The sequence below is a fragment of the Leptospira bourretii genome, from assembly GCF_004770145.1.
GTDB classification, from domain to species: domain Bacteria; phylum Spirochaetota; class Leptospiria; order Leptospirales; family Leptospiraceae; genus Leptospira_A; species Leptospira_A bourretii.
On record NZ_RQFW01000001.1, the window covers coordinates 52,614 to 67,622 of the forward strand.

Genomic DNA, 15,009 nt, shown 5'->3' on the forward strand with positions numbered 1-15,009 from the left:
AAAAATTCTCTCTTAAACAGACACTTCTTTTGCTTTTTTTGCCGTACTGATCCAAAAAACGCCAGTGAGTACGAATAATGTACCAATGCCATGTAGCAAAGTGATAGGCTCATCAAGTAACCAATACGCAAGGAAAAGAGTCGACATAGGTCCGACCGAACCTACTATAGCAGCTGTTTTGCTACCAACACGTTTGATTCCTTCGGAAACAAATATAGCTGGCACCACTGTGTTCACAGTGCCCATAACGAATGCCAATGCATAAAATGAGAAAGGTTGGATTAGTTCCTTAGCTGTTCCAAAAATTGCAAAATGAACGAATACAGCAAACGAAGAGATAAGAAGTGCCCAAGCTGTAAATTTTTTGGCACCTAACTTTGGTATAATGGAGCCACTGCCCATCAAATAAATCGCATAAGTGAGAGCCGAAAGTAAAATAAAAAAAGCCCCGAGGCTCACATCTTTGGCAGAGCCCAATTGAACGTCCTGACCATAAGCCAAAAATACACCTGTATATGTCAGAACCAAAGAAAACACTTCTCGCAAATGGATTTTCTTTTTTAAAAACAAAAACGAAAGTAGCACTACAAGAGTTGGATAAATAAAAAGAATGATACGTTCCAAACCAGCACTGATGTATTTAAGTCCGAGAAAATCAAAGAGGCTCGCTAAATAATAACCGACAACTCCCATCAAAAGAACGTATACCACATCCTTTTTGGTCAGATCTGTTTTTCCCTCTTCTTTCTCCGCCCTCCAGGCGATCCAAACAAGGAATGGAAAGGCAAACAACATTCGGAAAAAAAGAGACCCAATTGCTGAAATTTCATAACGGTACGTCAATTTGACAACTACGGCTTTTGCACTAAATAAAAGGGCTCCCATGAGAACAAGTACCACCCCTTTCCATTCTGTACTCACATTTTCTTTCACTAAAGTCCATCCTGAAAAACGAAGAATTTTCCGATAGTTTTATTGAATGAAACTAAGTTTAGTTCTCGGGGTCAGTTTTGTTTTTTGTTTTGTTCTCTTCGCAACACCGGAAGAAGAAATTTCGAAACCTTTCCTTCGAGTGTTTCCAAGCTTTCGACCAGAAGAATGTGAGGATTGGGCCATTCGACCTTTCATTTGCAAACAATGTTTACGTGAAGGGAAACGATATGCACAAGAAATTCGATTCTTTGAAGACGGTCCCTACAGATCTCATGGATGTTATTCAGAACCAGGTGGGTTTGAAAGTTTAGAGGATGGAAAAACCGGGAACGATCGCTCCCGGTAGGTTTGTAAAATTATTTTTTTACACAACCCATAATGCCAGCAAAACCTGGTGCATTTTTCAAACAGTTAGGATCAAATTTTCCTTCCATACACTGGTCGATCATTTTTTGTTTACCTTGTTGTAATCCTGCGAGGACTGGTGCTGCTGCTGGATTCTTTTTAGCTTCTTCTTCAATTTGAGCGAATGTGCTAGCGAGAGCAGACTCACACTCTTCTTGGGTATACACTTTGGATTTACAATTAGCCAAAAAAAGCCCGAGAGCGAGCGCCAGGATGAGGGATTTTTTCATGAAAAACTCCGATACATAGATTTCATGATAGCTTCTTTTTTAGAAAGGGATTTGAAAACAAAAAAATGATCCACCACATTGCCATCGGAACACCGAACCCTTCCAATTTAGCAGAGTTTTACCTCCAAATTCCAGGAGCAAAGAAATTACAGGAATTCCTTTATGAAACGGGAGCCGTACGTTCCGTTTGGATCGATTTTGGATCCATCATTTTGATGTTAGAAGAAGGTGAAAAAAAGTCCCCTCGTGCTCTTGTTTTCCAATGGGAGGAAACCAAAAGATCTGAGTGGATTCAGTTTTTAAACCAAGTCAAAATCCAGAACCAAACAGATTATACTGTATACTTTTTGGATAATGAATCCAATCTATTAGGAGTAAGCCAATATCCAGAAAAACTCCGTCTTGATTAGAAATTTGTTGAGAAATGAGATCACAAACTTAAGGTAACATTCACTTAGGAAAGTAAACCCAAGAGAATGAGCATCAAACAAAAGTTAGCCCTAGGTTCATCCATCATTACCCTTTTTTCATTAGGTGTAATCCTCACTTTAATCTCTTATGTCATATACAAAAATGCCAAAGAAAATGCTTTGGAGAATATTTCAATCCTTGCAGATAAAATTTCCCTCGATGTCAGTGACTATCTCTCGGCACCACTGGGTGAAGCTTACTTACTCAAACAAATTCTACAAGAACCAAATATCTTAGACCGCGATCGTGTATTCAAAATTTTGAATGTGATGACGGCTTCAAATGAATCCATTCTCGGTACATATGTAGTATTCGAACCAAATGCCTTTGATGGCAAAGATACAAACTATCGAAATTCAAAATATCATGATTCTTCAGGCCGAATGATTCCCTATTCTGTGAAATCCAACGGGAAAATCATCATTGAACCTGTAGTTGGATTTGATCTTCCTGAATCCGACTTCTACCAACTTCCCAAAAAAAATCGGAAGGTAGAACTCATTCCTCCCTTTGATTATAAAGTAGATGGAAAAGATGTAACAATGATCTCCCTTGTATATCCAGTGTTACGAAACCAAACCTTCTTAGGAATTGCAGGGGCTGACCTTTCTTTAGAAACCATACGAACCTATCTTCAAAATTTAAAAATTCTAGAAGGCACTGTAAAAATCACTCTTGTGGCAAGTAATGGATATGTACTTTTTAATGGACTCCATCCAGAAGGTAATGAAACACAATGGAAAGATTCAGAAGATGTTAATGTAAACCTTGCGATTTCTTCCAAACAGAAACAAAGTTATTCAGATTCCGAATACTTTCATATTAGTTTACCCATCCAACTTGTTGAAAATACAGCTCCTTGGGCTCTGCGTGTTTCTTATCCTCAAGGAAAAATCACAAACGAAATCCAATTTATTTTTTGGATCGCATTGGCACTTGGAATTATTGGAATTTTATTTTCTACTTTGGCAAATATCATTATCTTCCGCAAACTGGTTGATAGCCGACTACAAACTTTGATCGCCTTCACAAAAGAGGCAGCCAGCGGGAACCTAACCAAAGAAATAAATGACGATCATAAAGACGAAATTGGTCATTTAGTGGAAGCAGTCGGTTCGATGACTGAAAGCATTCGACATATCTTAAGTGTAGCACAAACTTCAGGATCAGATCTAACAGAAACATCCAAATTTATGGAAAACACCATCATTGAACTATCTGATTTGGCACAAAGCCAAGCTGCCTCTTCAGAAGAAGCCAGTGCCACAGTTGAAGAATTAAACGCATCTTCTGAAACAATCAATACGAACGTAGAACAAGCAGTAAACAATTCCAAATCCATTCACAATTCACTACATGCCATCCAGACTCTCGTTCAAAATATCACAAAAGAAGTGGAATCATTTGGAGAAATTGCAGTCATCGCAAATCAAAAGGCGGAAGAAGGACGGAATATGGCAGGCCTCACATCCAAAGCCATTGAAGAAATCCAAGAAAAATCTTTGGCCATCACTGAATTTTCAGATGTCATCTCCAATATTTCCGAGAAGACAAGCTTACTTGCGTTAAATGCAGCTATTGAAGCGGCCCGGGCTGGGGAATCAGGCCGAGGATTTGCCGTGGTGGCGGAAGAAATTTCAAAACTGGCTTCTCAGGCGGCCGAGTCAGTTTCACAAATCAATACGTTATCTGGAGAGGCTTTGGATTCCATTCAAAACGGTGGGACTCAAGTCTCAAACCTCATCGACTTGTTACGGGAGATCATCAAAGAAGTTTCTGTGATTTTCGAAAAAGCAAAGGATATTGTTCCTCTCATTCAAGACCAAAAATCCAAAACAGACCAAATTTATGCCGAAATCGAAGAGATTACTTCTCTAGTAGAATCCATCCAACAGTCTACGGAAGAACAAAAAAGAGCCACCTTCGAACTTTCCAACATGACCATCAATATTTCCAACGGGTCCCAAATTCTATCGGAACAATCGGAAACCATGTCAAACAACTCGATTCGCATGACAGGGATTAGCTCTAAATTGTCAGAAATATTATTAAAATTTAACCTATAAAAAGAAAGGGACAGGTAAAATCCACAAGAGAACAAAGGATCTTTCCAAGCGACTGCATTTAGCCCGAAGGAGACCACCCGTTCGGAACTTGGAAAGACTGTGTCTGGTCGGTTTTGCAACAAAGCTAGAGGCGTTATTGCCCAGCCACCTCGCGAGTCAAAAATCTTTTGTTGTAACAACTACTTTCCAAAAAGACCACCTCCTTTGCTTATACCTTAGCTATGCCTTTTCTAGTACTATAAAGAAATAACGTCAAGAAAACATTTGATCAAAACTAAAAATAAAAGAAGATAGTGTAACTATGGCAAAAGAAGAACCAGAAAAAACTTTAGACAAACCCGACCAGTCTAACTCCCTTCAGTTGGATTTTGAAGTTTCCATTTTTGACCTCTTCAAACACTATTTTCAAGTTCGGCTCCGAGTCAAAACGGACCAATCGGAATTAATCTTTTGTTTGCCTAGTTGGACCCCCGGTTCTTATATGATTCGGGACTACGGGACTCACCTCCATAAATTTGAAGTTAGGAATTCAAGAACAAATGAACCTGTTCTTTGGGAGATGGTAGACCTCCATAGATGGAAATTAAAAAACCTCCCGCAAGAATTCGAAATCACATACATCATCTATGCTTTTGAAGATTTTACTGTAAGGACAAATTATTTAGAAACCGAATTTGGATTCATCAACCCACCAGCTTTGTTTTTATATCCAGAAGGAAATTTAGAAAAACCTAGTTCCGTAATCTTCCAAGTTTCAGAATTTTTCCCTTATGTGTATTCTAGTTTAACTCGTGATCCTGAAGATCCTTTTCGATTCCGGGCAGAAAATTTTGATGAATTGTTTGATTCACCATTCCACCTGAGTAAAAAAAATTCAGTATTCTTTACAGCAGGCACCACCAAACACGAATTATTGGTAGAGGGGGACGTCAGTTTCGATTTCAAAGCCAAATTAGCCGATGACTTAAAACGAATTACAGAAACACAAATTGAATGGATGATGGAAAGCCCAAATCCATATTATCTTTTTGTATTAAACTTAAGTTTGCCTGCTTATGGAGGTCTGGAACATAGAGCATCCAGCATCAATTATTTTAATCCCGAACTGATCACCGATGAAGAAGAGTATAAAAGACTACTAGAACTTTTGTCCCACGAATACTTTCATCTTTGGAATATCAAACGAATTCGGCCCATTGCCCTTGGCCCCTTTGATTATCAAAAACCCAACCTCACTCGTGAGTTGTGGATTGCCGAAGGGTTTACAAGTTTTTATGACGTTTATTTTCTTTTCCATTCAGGATTTCTTTCTAAGGAAGAATATATTTCTAAACTCCAATCGGATATTTTTGCTTTGGAAGACAACGACGCAGATTCTTGGATGAGTTTAGAAGAATCATCTTTCACAGCATGGACAAAGTATTACAAACGAAATGGGAATAGCCATAACATCACAGTCTCTTATTACACAAAGGGTGGTGTCCTTGCCTTATGTATGAATCTTTTTTTATTGCAAGAATCCAAAGAAAAGAAAACCATCCGTCATGTTTTCCATAAACTCAATGAAGTATTTGTCAAAACGAAACAGAGAGGCTTCACCAAACAAGAGTTTTTTGACACAGTAAAAGATGTAACAGGAGTGGATTTAAAAACAGAATTTAACGAATATTTGGAATATCCAAAACCAATTCCAGTCGATCTGTATTTGGACATCATTGGAATACGAAGAATTCAGACTGATCTTGTTGGAGACACAGGATTCAAAACCAAAGAAAAAAATGGGAATTTATACATTCAGAAACTCCTCCACAAATCAGATATGGACTCGCTGAATCTAATGTTAGATGATGAAATCCTTGCCATCAATGGGAAAAGGGCAACACAAACCACCCTGCAAAACTTGGAAAAAAATCTACGGCCTGGAGAAAAATTTCATGTCATCCTTTCCCGCGCAGGGAAAATCAAAGAATCTATGATCACAGCTTCCGGATATTATAAAACCAGAAAATTTGTGTTCGCAGAAGACTGCACGGATGACAGAAAAGAACTAAGAGAATTTTTCTTAAGGAATATTGTTTAAATGCCCGCACTTTTTAATTATATTTTAACTCCTTCTAGTAAAGAAGAAGTACTTCTCGATAGGCCTCTTCCTCTCTCCCATAGACATCCCAAACATTGGATTCATATTACAGCAGAAAATGAAGAAAAACTTATGTTTCTCTTTCAGAAACATGATATCCATCAATTGACCATTGAAGATATTTTAAATCCATCCAGTCGGATCAAACTGGAGATTTTTCCCAACTATATTTTTTTTGTATTTCGTGGATTCCATTTTGAGAGGAACCAACTCACCCAAAAGAATTTTAACTTTATTTTAACCCCAAACCAAATCATTTCTTTGACCCTTGATTATCGAGATAGTATTGGCGATATCATTGACCAATGGAAAGTGAATAACAAAATTTTGGCTCGTGGCTATGAATTTGTCGTACACAAAATTTTAGATATTGAAACTGATCATACGTTAGCCATCACTCAAAAAATCGAAGAACGAATCGAACATTTTGAAGATCAAATTTTTGGTAATTCAAAATCATTAGATATCAGTAATGTTTATAGTTTGAGGGCAAGTCTTCTTTCGATCAAAAAAGGGATGTTACAAAACGAAGAAGTATTAGAAGACTTAGAAAAAATCAAAAATAGTTTTTTTAGCGATGAAGCCGATGCTTTTTTTCGGGATGTGCGAGACCACTCATTACGCATTTTAGAACTTGTAGATAGTAACATTGAATCTATTTCCTCAGCACTTGAAGCCCATATTGCTATTTCTACTCGCAAAACCAATGAGATCATGAAGATACTCACCATCATGACTGCCATCATGTTACCGATGTCACTCGTTGCAGGAATTTACGGAATGAATTTCCGCCATATTCCTACTCTCGAATGGGAATATGGGTTTCTTACCGCACTGGGATCAATGGGGTTTTTAGGAATTCTAATGTTACTTTATTTTCGAATCAAACGTTGGTATTAACTTTCAAATGAGTCCACGAATTTGGACAAGGATTTCTGGATCTTCCACTGGTGGTTCCAACTCACCTCTTGTCCACTGATTGAATAGTTCCTTCAAACGTTTGTTAAGCGAATCAAATTCTGGTGAGTTTGGAAAAAGAATGATGGAGTTTGATTTCACCGATTTCCCAGTAGTAGATATAAAAGCAAAATCTGGGATCATTTTTTCCAAGGTTTCTGCTGAAAATGCAGGATAATTGGACCCTAACCAGTCCACTGAAGGTAAACAATTTTTTTCGAAATAAGCATCGCTTAATGCAGAAACCAACGCTCGTTTGAGTTGTTGTTTTCGTTCCTTTTCAATTCGTTCTTCTCGTTCTCGAAGTTTCTTTTTAAAGAAATTTTCTCTACGTTTTTGATATAAAAACTGACGATCCATTTGAGAGTAAGTAAGGATTGATTTTGCTTTCGCATAACCAGAATTAACGATTGGTGACACACCCAAAAAGTAAAAAAGTTTATAGAACCAAGGAATGTATTTAAAATACACGGATTGTAAATTTTTCCCGTATGTTTTTACAAAATCATCATCCTTAAATAACGGTTTTAACTCTTTTTCGTTTAATTCGATGATGGCTTTGAGATATAAAATATGTTCGGTCGTAAAACGATAGTTTTGGAAAATCAGCTGATTGATGTCTTTGATATTGTTTTGGTTATTATTCACAAAAACAGCGATTTTTGCGTCTTGGTCATGCCATTCCGCTGAGAGAACTTTGGGATTTTTTCTAAGTAAATCTATGATAATGGTATCATGTTCGTTATCTTTTTCTAAATTGATGCGGAGTAACCTTGAATCAAAATCGAATTGGCTATCCAACATCTTCATATACACTTTCAGGAGTCGGTCGACTTCCCGCTTTTTTTCTATTTCAGCGTACTTCGCTGCCATCTCGGCAACTTTTCGTAAGTTGTGAACCAATGGATAAAATCCATTTTCTTTTAGGATTTCCTTAAACCCATACAACATTTCAATTTTGGATCGGATTAAATCAATTTCGTTGGGTTCTACATTCCCACCACTCACTGGTGTTGCAATCAGGATTCGATCAAAGGCCAATCTGATTTCTGTATCAAAAGCTTTTGCCAAAGGTTCCACTTTGGTCATTAAATACTCATTTGCAATATGTAGAAAATTGGCAGCTTCTATCTCAGGGACTGAATAAAAACCCACATGAGGAAGAACAATGGTTTTGGGATCTGCTTCTAATTCGTCAATGATGAGGCCACGAGAGCGTTTCAACATTTCAGCTGACGGTTGTAAGGGGAACTGTTTTGGTTCCAAGATTCGATCCAATTCATCACCAGACCCATCTTCCTCTTTATAGTCGATGTCTGCCAATTTGTTTAGAACATTACGCCATGTATCTTCTGTTAGAATTCGTTTGGCTTGGATGTATTGGTATAAATGTTCAGTAGACCTTGCTATGAGTAATTTGTATGGCTCTTCCAGAGGCATTCCACCAGGAAGTCCTACAAGAAAATTTACAAATCGTAATTCACCCACATCAGAATCATATTTGATTTCAAAAAGTTGAGTGGTAAGGCCATAGTCAATGAGTTGCCACATAGCATCAAGTGCCGTCTCACGATCCATTTTTAGTTTTTCAAAATTGGAGTCGGTTGGTCGGAATAAATGTCCGGCTTCAATATTTTCTCTGGAACTTTGGATTTCTACCGTCTTCATAATCGACAGAGCTTCTTTTTGTAAGATGATCCCGGAAGACCTTCCTAAGGTTTCCTTAGTCGTCAGCTGTAAAAAATGATCATGCGGAATTGATATTCTCATATTTTTGTTAAATGGCGGTGAGTCCGCCATCGACAGTCCAATTGGATCCAGAGATATAACCGGATTCTTTTTGAAGAAGGAAATTGACCACACGGGCAATTTCCGAAGGTTCCGCAATTCTCCTAACAGGTGTTTTATCGATAATTTTAGCCCAATGATCGCTGACTTGGTCTTCTTGGATCCCCATATTTGTATCGACATATCCTGGACTTAGGGCATTGGCAGTGATTCCAAACTTTCCCCACTCATCAGCAACCGAACGGATAAATCCAACTAACCCATGTTTGGAGGAAGAATAAGCAACCGAATTGGCCGAACCGACTATGGATAAGGAAGAAGCGATCGCAACAATCCTTCCAAAATTTTGTTTTTGAAAGATTGGCAAAAGAAACTTGGATAATAGAAATAAACTATTTAAATTGATTCGGAAAATAGACTCCCATTCTTCGATAGAGACATCAGTGATGGGGTGATAGGGTCCACCAAATCCTGCATTGTGTACGAGCCCATAAAGATCACCAGCACCAGAACTCTCTTCTATGATTTTTTTGAGACTTCTTTCCACCACAAAAGGAGTTTCTGCTAAATCCACTTCACGGTAAGTCTCTTGGAGGATGGGAGATTTTGGCCTGACCTTGTCGAGATTCCAGACAGAAAACCCCGCAAGGACAAGGGTACGAACGATTTCTCTTCCAATCCCTCCACTGCCACCGGTCACGAGTACAATCGATTCCTTAAATTCCATGGGAACTATAAGATTCCTTTTCTTGGGGTAATGGATAAGTCATCTACAAAGACAGATTTAGGCAAGTGGGAAATACTCCACAAATACTCGGAAATGTCCGAAATCGAAACCATATCATTCTTGTCAAACTGGGGTCTCGTGTCCCAAATATCCGTGGCAACGGCACCAAGGCTTACATGGACCACCTTCGTTCCAAACGGTTTCCACTCTTCCCGAAGAGCACGAGCGATTCCAAGAACCGCATGTTTGGAAGCACAATAGGCCACGGATTCGGGGAATCCTTGTTTTCCTGCAGTGGATCCTAAAAATACAAAGGTAGAATTTTGAAACAAAGGCAAATGGGAAGCAAAGGCCTTTGCAAGTAAAATCAGAGAATGAACATTCAATTGAAAATGCGAGGCAAGGACCTTTTCTTCTAAACCAGCAATTGGGCCAAAAACCCCATCACCCAAGGCAAAATAAACAACGAGATTTGTATTCTGCAAAGAGGTTGCGTCTATCTTTGTTTGTGATCCATATTTAGAAGTTAAGGATACTTGAAATCTTTCTAAGTCATTTGGATTTTTGGCATCCAAAACAAAAGTCCCATGATCCTTGTCAGGAAATTCTGAAAGATCCAAACTTCCCTTTCTAGAAAAACCAAAAAGAGCAACCGATGGATCTTCTAAAAAACGTTTGTGAAGCCCTTGCCCAATTCCGGAACCAATTCCAAAAATATAAACATGGGCATCCTGCTTCATATCCGTCTTGCCATCACTTGCAAAAGAAAATGTACCGCTTCTAAATGTTTGTTTGCTTCTGCCACAGACTTTCCCCAAACCGTGGGACCGTGTCCTTCAATGAGGAGAAAGGGAACTTGCGGTTTTCCTTTGGTTTCAAAGTAACGTTTGATTTCCGAAGCAATGGTCGGAACGTGAGTGTGGTTATAAAAAACAGGAAACTTGAGGTTTGGTTTTTCGTCCCAAATCCCAAAGGCTTTGATGATTTCAATCGGAGGGAGTGGGACGTCTCGAAAACCTTCTTCTTTCCCAATTCCAAATTCTAACAAATTAGAATCCAAAGTATGGACATGGAGGGCAGCCCCCGCATCGTCCATTTTAGAATATGCCACCTGATGGATGCTAGTTTCTGCTGAGGGTTTTAGTCCTTCATTTGCAGAAACCAAAGATCCATCTTTGACGGCTACACAAACAAAATCTTTGTCTGTGAGTTCTCCCTTATGTTTTCCAGAAGCCGTGATCCAAAAATTATCTCCATCGCGAGCGGAGAGATTCCCAGCAGTGGCATACATCCACTGCCTTTCATAATAGGTATGGGAAAGTTTGGTCAGTTCCGTTAAGGAAGGGTGAGAATCCAAATCTATTTGTTCACGCGCTCCACGTAAGTCAAATCTCGGAGGTCAATTTTAACAGTGTCCCCTTGTTTGATAAAGATAGGAACTTGGACTTCTCCACCAGTTTCCACTGTCACTCGTTTGAGTGCCAGACCAGTGGTATCTCCTTTGAGACCATCCTCTGCATAAGTTACTTCCAATATAGCAAAGTTAGGAGGTGTGACCCCAATTGGTTTGTCATTATAAAATGATACTTCTACTGGAGTTTCTTCTTTCATAAAAGGAAGGATGTCTTCCACATAATCTTTAGAAACTGGGATTTGTTCGTAATCGTTGACGTCCATAAAAATGATTTGGTCACCGTCTGCATAACAGTACTGCATTTTACGGCGTTCCAAATCCACACTTTCTAATTTTTCAGCGGCTTTGAAGGTTCTTTCAATGGAAGAATCACGGACAATGTTTTTTAGTTTGGTACGGATGAATGCAGAACCCTTTCCTGGGTTCACAAACTCGGTTTTGACGACGGAATAAAGCTCGTTTTCAATCTTGAGGATCATTCCTTTTTTTACTTCTGTAATGCCTAAGTTCATAATTTCGTTACTCGTAAACAAAATCCGAGGGACTTGGCCATGTGTCAACCGAAGTATGGTCATAAGCGATGACTTGGTCCGATTGGAAATGGCAATTACAAAACCGAATCACTACTTTGGCTGATTTGGAAGAAAAACTGACTCTTACCGAAGAAGAGAGGGAAAGTTTTGCACCGGCCCTAGCCGATTTTAGTTTTGCTGTCACTCCTTATTATTTAAAACAAATCGATAAAGACAATCCCCATTGTCCGATCCGTAAACAGGTCATCCCTCGTGCGGGAGAATTGAAAAAAAATCCCAATGAAGTGGAAGACCCGCTCGCAGAAGAAAGATATATGCCCGTCAAAGGGGTGACCCACCGTTATCCTGACCGTGCCATCTGGTACATTTCGCATGTATGTGCCGTTTATTGCCGATTTTGTACAAGAAAAAGAAAAGTATCTGACCCAGAAGAAACTCCCAATCGAAACGAATGGGAAAAGGCTCTCGCATACTTTCGCGGACATTCGGAACTTCGTGAGATCATTTTGTCTGGCGGAGATCCCCTCACTCTTTCCGATTCTTCCCTTGATTATCTTTTAGGGGAATTAAAATCCATCCCTCACCTCAACCAAGTGAGGATTCACTCCCGCCACCCAGTCACCATGCCCATGCGATTGACTGAGGAACTTGCGGCTGTGTTTGCCAAACATTTCCCTCTGTATATGGTGACCCATTTCAATCATCCAAATGAAATCACAGAAGAAACTAAAATGTATGTTATGCGAATGATAAAAACGGGGCATATTTCGATTTTTAACCAATCGGTTTTGTTATCTGGAATCAACGATGACGAAAAAATTTTATCAGAACTGAACTATAAACTAATCTCCATCGGAATCAAACCTTATTACCTCCACCAATGTGATGAGGTGTTTGGGAGTTCCGATTTTGTTGTACCCATCGAACGAGGGATTGAAATCTATCGAAAATTGCGAGGTTACCATTCTGGAATCACAATCCCTAGTTATGTAAAAGACCTCACTGGGGGTGGCGGCAAAGTCCTTCTTTCTCCAGACTATCTACAAAAGAAAACAAAAGATGGGTATCTTTTCCAAAATTATTTAGGAGATGAATATGAAGTCGGCCATTAAAATCATTTTTATTTTTTCATTAATGATTATGGTGGGCTGCCAATCGGAGAAACAAATCCTTTTGGAAAATAAAGAAGAACCTTTAAAACAAAAACCCGAACCGAAAAAATCTAACCTAACAAAAGAACTACGCCTCACCTATCATGCCGTTTGGGTGGCAAAAGAAAATTTTGAACTCCTCAAGTCTGGATCAATTTTTGGAACAGGAAATAGTTACGAAATTCGTTTGGAGACGGATGGGAAAATCCAATGGATTCGATTGTCCTCCACCGATAGAGAAAACCAGTCCCAATTTCCTTACTTCTACAAAGACGAAGTTCAAAATCCCGATGTTTCCTATTTTGTTTGGGGGAATAAAAAATGCAGTGTCCTCGTGTTTTCTCTTCCCGAGGGAAAGCGGTATGCTCGTTGGGAAGGCATCCACAACGGATTTTTACTCGTTTTTGAGACCACTACGCTCAGTGAAATCAGCGCCAAAGAGCTGGCAAAAGAACTCCACCTGTTGGTGCAACAATCTCTAGAACTATACTAGGCCTTTTATTTTTGGCAAAGCCCTGTTTTTTTCAAAAAAAAGATTAGGCAAATAGGCAGTGGCCGTTAGGCTTTGGGGAGAAGTTTTATGTGGTTAAAATTAGGTGAATCGGAAGTTATCAATTTGGATTACGTTGCCTCCATCAAAAAAAATCCCAACCAACCTTCCATTGAAATCATTTACCAAGATCTCAATAATGTAAAATCCTTACCTTTTCCTGGCAAAGAAGAACGTGACCGTGCCTTCAAAGCCATTTTAGAAAACCTTTCCCGAATGAAATTATACTTTGAATGAACTATGGAATTTGAAGCACTAAACCCCAACCTCTATGCACAAGTTTTGGATGAATTAGAAATCATCCCGTCGACAAAACCCTACCAAATTCTTTTTTATGGATCCAGAGAACGGGGGGATTTCCATCCCGATTCTGATCTCAATTTTTATTTGGTGGCCCATTCCACAGACCAAATGAAGTCACAGTTCATTGATTCCATCTCCCGCGCCTTACAGAAATTAGAAGATGTGGCTCCCGTGAATATGATTGCAGGAGATGCGGATTCTCTTCGACACAGGATTAAAATTTCTGAACCTGGAAGTTTGCAACTGATGGAAGCCTCTTCTGTATTTTATGGAGAAGGTCTATTCGAAGATTTAAAAACCGATTGGGAAAAATGGAAACAAAGAGAGATCCCCAAATCGGATCTCATTGCTTATTTAGAGAAGAGAATTCGATTTTTCAAACAACAGGTCACAAGAAATATCAAGGATGAAATCTCCCAATTAGAAAGGATCACCACTCTCACCTTACACATTTGGGCCTTACAAAATATCCATGACCTAACTCATATTGAACTTTTAAAAATGGACACTCCCGACCAAGTGGCTCCCTTATTCACCAATCTTTACAGAAAGGAAATGGAGGATTCAATCTGGGAACTATTGGAATTACAAACAAAGGTTCGTAAATTGAAAGTGGATGTGCGTTGGAAACGAGATGTCTCCAGAGAAGACATCCATGAAACCAAATACAAACTCATTTCCTTACGCAAAGACGAAGAGTTTATGATGAACCTTTGGGCATAAAAAACTAAGGTGATTTGTTTTTGGCAGACCACATCTAAATGATTCTGCCATGCGTTATTTGTTTTTTTCTAGTTCCGTAAACTCCGAAAGAAAAGAACCGTATCCTCTTTCTTTCAGTTTGTCTTTGGGAATAAACTCCATAGAGGCCGAATTCATACAATAGCGTTTGTTTGTTGGTGCTGGCCCATCATCAAACACATGGCCCAAATGAGAATTTGCCTTTTTAGATCGCACTTCCGTTCGAATCATCCCATAAGAATTGTCTTGTATTTCGATTACGTTTTCTTTTACGAGTGGTTTTGTAAAACTGGGCCAGCCCGTCCCCGATTCAAATTTATCCTTGGAACTAAACAGTGGCTCTTTGGAAACAATGTCCACATAGATGCCAGGCTTATGGTTGTCCCAATATTCATTCTGGAAGGGGGTTTCTGTTTCGTCCTCTTGGGTCACTCGGTATTGTAAATCGGTCAATTTTTTTCTTAGGGCTGGGTCATTAGGTTTTTTAGGAGTGTGAGAAGAAGTTTCCATACAAAAGGAAAGAAACAACAAACCAAATGCCAAAGGGAAAAAAAGGAAACCGCGTAAGAGGGAGAGATTCATAGGAATTAGACTAAAACG

At 39.0% G+C, this 15,009-nt stretch carries 17 protein-coding genes; 9 read left to right on the top strand and 8 right to left on the bottom strand.

Annotated features, from left to right (window positions below; all coding sequences use genetic code 11):
- Positions 1-12 precede the first annotated feature (12 nt).
- On the bottom strand, positions 13-933 hold the full coding sequence (locus tag EHQ47_RS00235; RefSeq protein ID WP_135776285.1) for a DMT family transporter: 921 nt from the start codon (positions 931-933) through the stop codon (positions 13-15).
- Between the two features lie 46 nt (positions 934-979).
- Here EHQ47_RS00235 and EHQ47_RS00240 point away from each other — a divergent pair, with 46 nt between their 5' ends.
- Positions 980-1,279, top strand: a complete 300-nt coding sequence (locus EHQ47_RS00240) for a hypothetical protein (RefSeq protein ID WP_135776286.1) — start codon at positions 980-982, stop codon at positions 1,277-1,279.
- 10 nt (positions 1,280-1,289) lie between these two features.
- On the opposite strand, the gene EHQ47_RS00245 is transcribed toward EHQ47_RS00240, so the two are convergent.
- Positions 1,290-1,568 (bottom strand): TIGR04454 family lipoprotein, encoded by a 279-nt coding sequence (locus EHQ47_RS00245; protein WP_100744950.1) that lies wholly within the window; start codon positions 1,566-1,568, stop codon positions 1,290-1,292.
- A gap of 65 nt (positions 1,569-1,633) precedes the next feature.
- On the opposite strand from EHQ47_RS00245, the gene EHQ47_RS00250 reads away from it, so the two are divergent.
- From EHQ47_RS00250 to EHQ47_RS00265, 4 genes are all read left to right on the top strand, one after another.
- Complete coding sequence (locus EHQ47_RS00250; RefSeq protein ID WP_135776287.1) at positions 1,634-1,978, top strand: VOC family protein; 345 nt, start codon at positions 1,634-1,636, stop codon at positions 1,976-1,978.
- Positions 1,979-2,044: 66 nt separating this feature from the next.
- A complete protein-coding gene (locus EHQ47_RS00255; protein ID WP_135776288.1) occupies positions 2,045-4,105 on the top strand; it encodes a methyl-accepting chemotaxis protein in 2,061 nt (686 codons plus the stop codon).
- Positions 4,106-4,406: 301 nt separating this feature from the next.
- The gene (locus EHQ47_RS00260) at positions 4,407-6,185 is read left to right on the top strand and encodes a M61 family metallopeptidase (protein WP_135776289.1); all 1,779 of its coding nucleotides are present in this window, start codon (positions 4,407-4,409) and stop codon (positions 6,183-6,185) included.
- Positions 6,186-7,145 (top strand): magnesium transporter CorA family protein, encoded by a 960-nt coding sequence (locus EHQ47_RS00265; protein WP_135776290.1) that lies wholly within the window; start codon positions 6,186-6,188, stop codon positions 7,143-7,145.
- A gap of 3 nt (positions 7,146-7,148) precedes the next feature.
- On the opposite strand, the gene EHQ47_RS00270 is transcribed toward EHQ47_RS00265, so the two are convergent.
- From EHQ47_RS00270 to efp, 5 genes are read right to left on the bottom strand one after another with little or no spacing between them, the layout of a single operon-like run.
- On the bottom strand, positions 7,149-8,972 hold the full coding sequence (locus EHQ47_RS00270) for a hypothetical protein (RefSeq protein ID WP_135749306.1): 1,824 nt from the start codon (positions 8,970-8,972) through the stop codon (positions 7,149-7,151).
- A 7-nt stretch (positions 8,973-8,979) separates the two neighbouring features.
- Positions 8,980-9,717, bottom strand: coding sequence for an SDR family NAD(P)-dependent oxidoreductase (locus EHQ47_RS00275; RefSeq protein ID WP_135749307.1), 738 nt, complete (start codon positions 9,715-9,717; stop codon positions 8,980-8,982).
- A gap of 5 nt (positions 9,718-9,722) precedes the next feature.
- A complete protein-coding gene (locus EHQ47_RS00280) occupies positions 9,723-10,457 on the bottom strand; it encodes an SDR family oxidoreductase (protein ID WP_135749308.1) in 735 nt (244 codons plus the stop codon).
- On the bottom strand, positions 10,454-11,074 hold the full coding sequence (gene mtnB, locus EHQ47_RS00285; protein WP_135749309.1) for a methylthioribulose 1-phosphate dehydratase: 621 nt from the start codon (positions 11,072-11,074) through the stop codon (positions 10,454-10,456). The genes EHQ47_RS00280 and mtnB overlap by 4 nt, the downstream gene beginning before the upstream one ends.
- 2 nt (positions 11,075-11,076) lie before the next feature.
- On the bottom strand, positions 11,077-11,643 hold the full coding sequence (gene efp / locus EHQ47_RS00290) for an elongation factor P (protein ID WP_135694383.1): 567 nt from the start codon (positions 11,641-11,643) through the stop codon (positions 11,077-11,079).
- A 68-nt stretch (positions 11,644-11,711) separates the two neighbouring features.
- On the opposite strand from efp, the gene EHQ47_RS00295 reads away from it, so the two are divergent.
- From EHQ47_RS00295 to EHQ47_RS00310, 4 genes are all read left to right on the top strand, one after another.
- Positions 11,712-12,776, top strand: a complete 1,065-nt coding sequence (locus EHQ47_RS00295; RefSeq protein WP_135776291.1) for a KamA family radical SAM protein — start codon at positions 11,712-11,714, stop codon at positions 12,774-12,776.
- On the top strand, positions 12,760-13,308 hold the full coding sequence (locus tag EHQ47_RS00300; RefSeq protein ID WP_135776292.1) for a hypothetical protein: 549 nt from the start codon (positions 12,760-12,762) through the stop codon (positions 13,306-13,308). Before EHQ47_RS00295 ends, EHQ47_RS00300 begins: the two co-directional genes overlap by 17 nt.
- Positions 13,309-13,395: 87 nt before the next feature.
- Positions 13,396-13,602, top strand: a complete 207-nt coding sequence (locus tag EHQ47_RS00305) for a hypothetical protein (RefSeq protein WP_004787999.1) — start codon at positions 13,396-13,398, stop codon at positions 13,600-13,602.
- A 3-nt stretch (positions 13,603-13,605) separates the two neighbouring features.
- The gene (locus EHQ47_RS00310; protein WP_135694378.1) at positions 13,606-14,391 is read left to right on the top strand and encodes a hypothetical protein; all 786 of its coding nucleotides are present in this window, start codon (positions 13,606-13,608) and stop codon (positions 14,389-14,391) included.
- 54 nt (positions 14,392-14,445) lie between these two features.
- Here EHQ47_RS00310 and msrB read toward each other — a convergent pair whose 3' ends face one another.
- Positions 14,446-14,991, bottom strand: coding sequence for a peptide-methionine (R)-S-oxide reductase MsrB (msrB, locus tag EHQ47_RS00315; protein ID WP_135776293.1), 546 nt, complete (start codon positions 14,989-14,991; stop codon positions 14,446-14,448).
- Between the last annotated feature and the right edge of the window lie 18 nt (positions 14,992-15,009).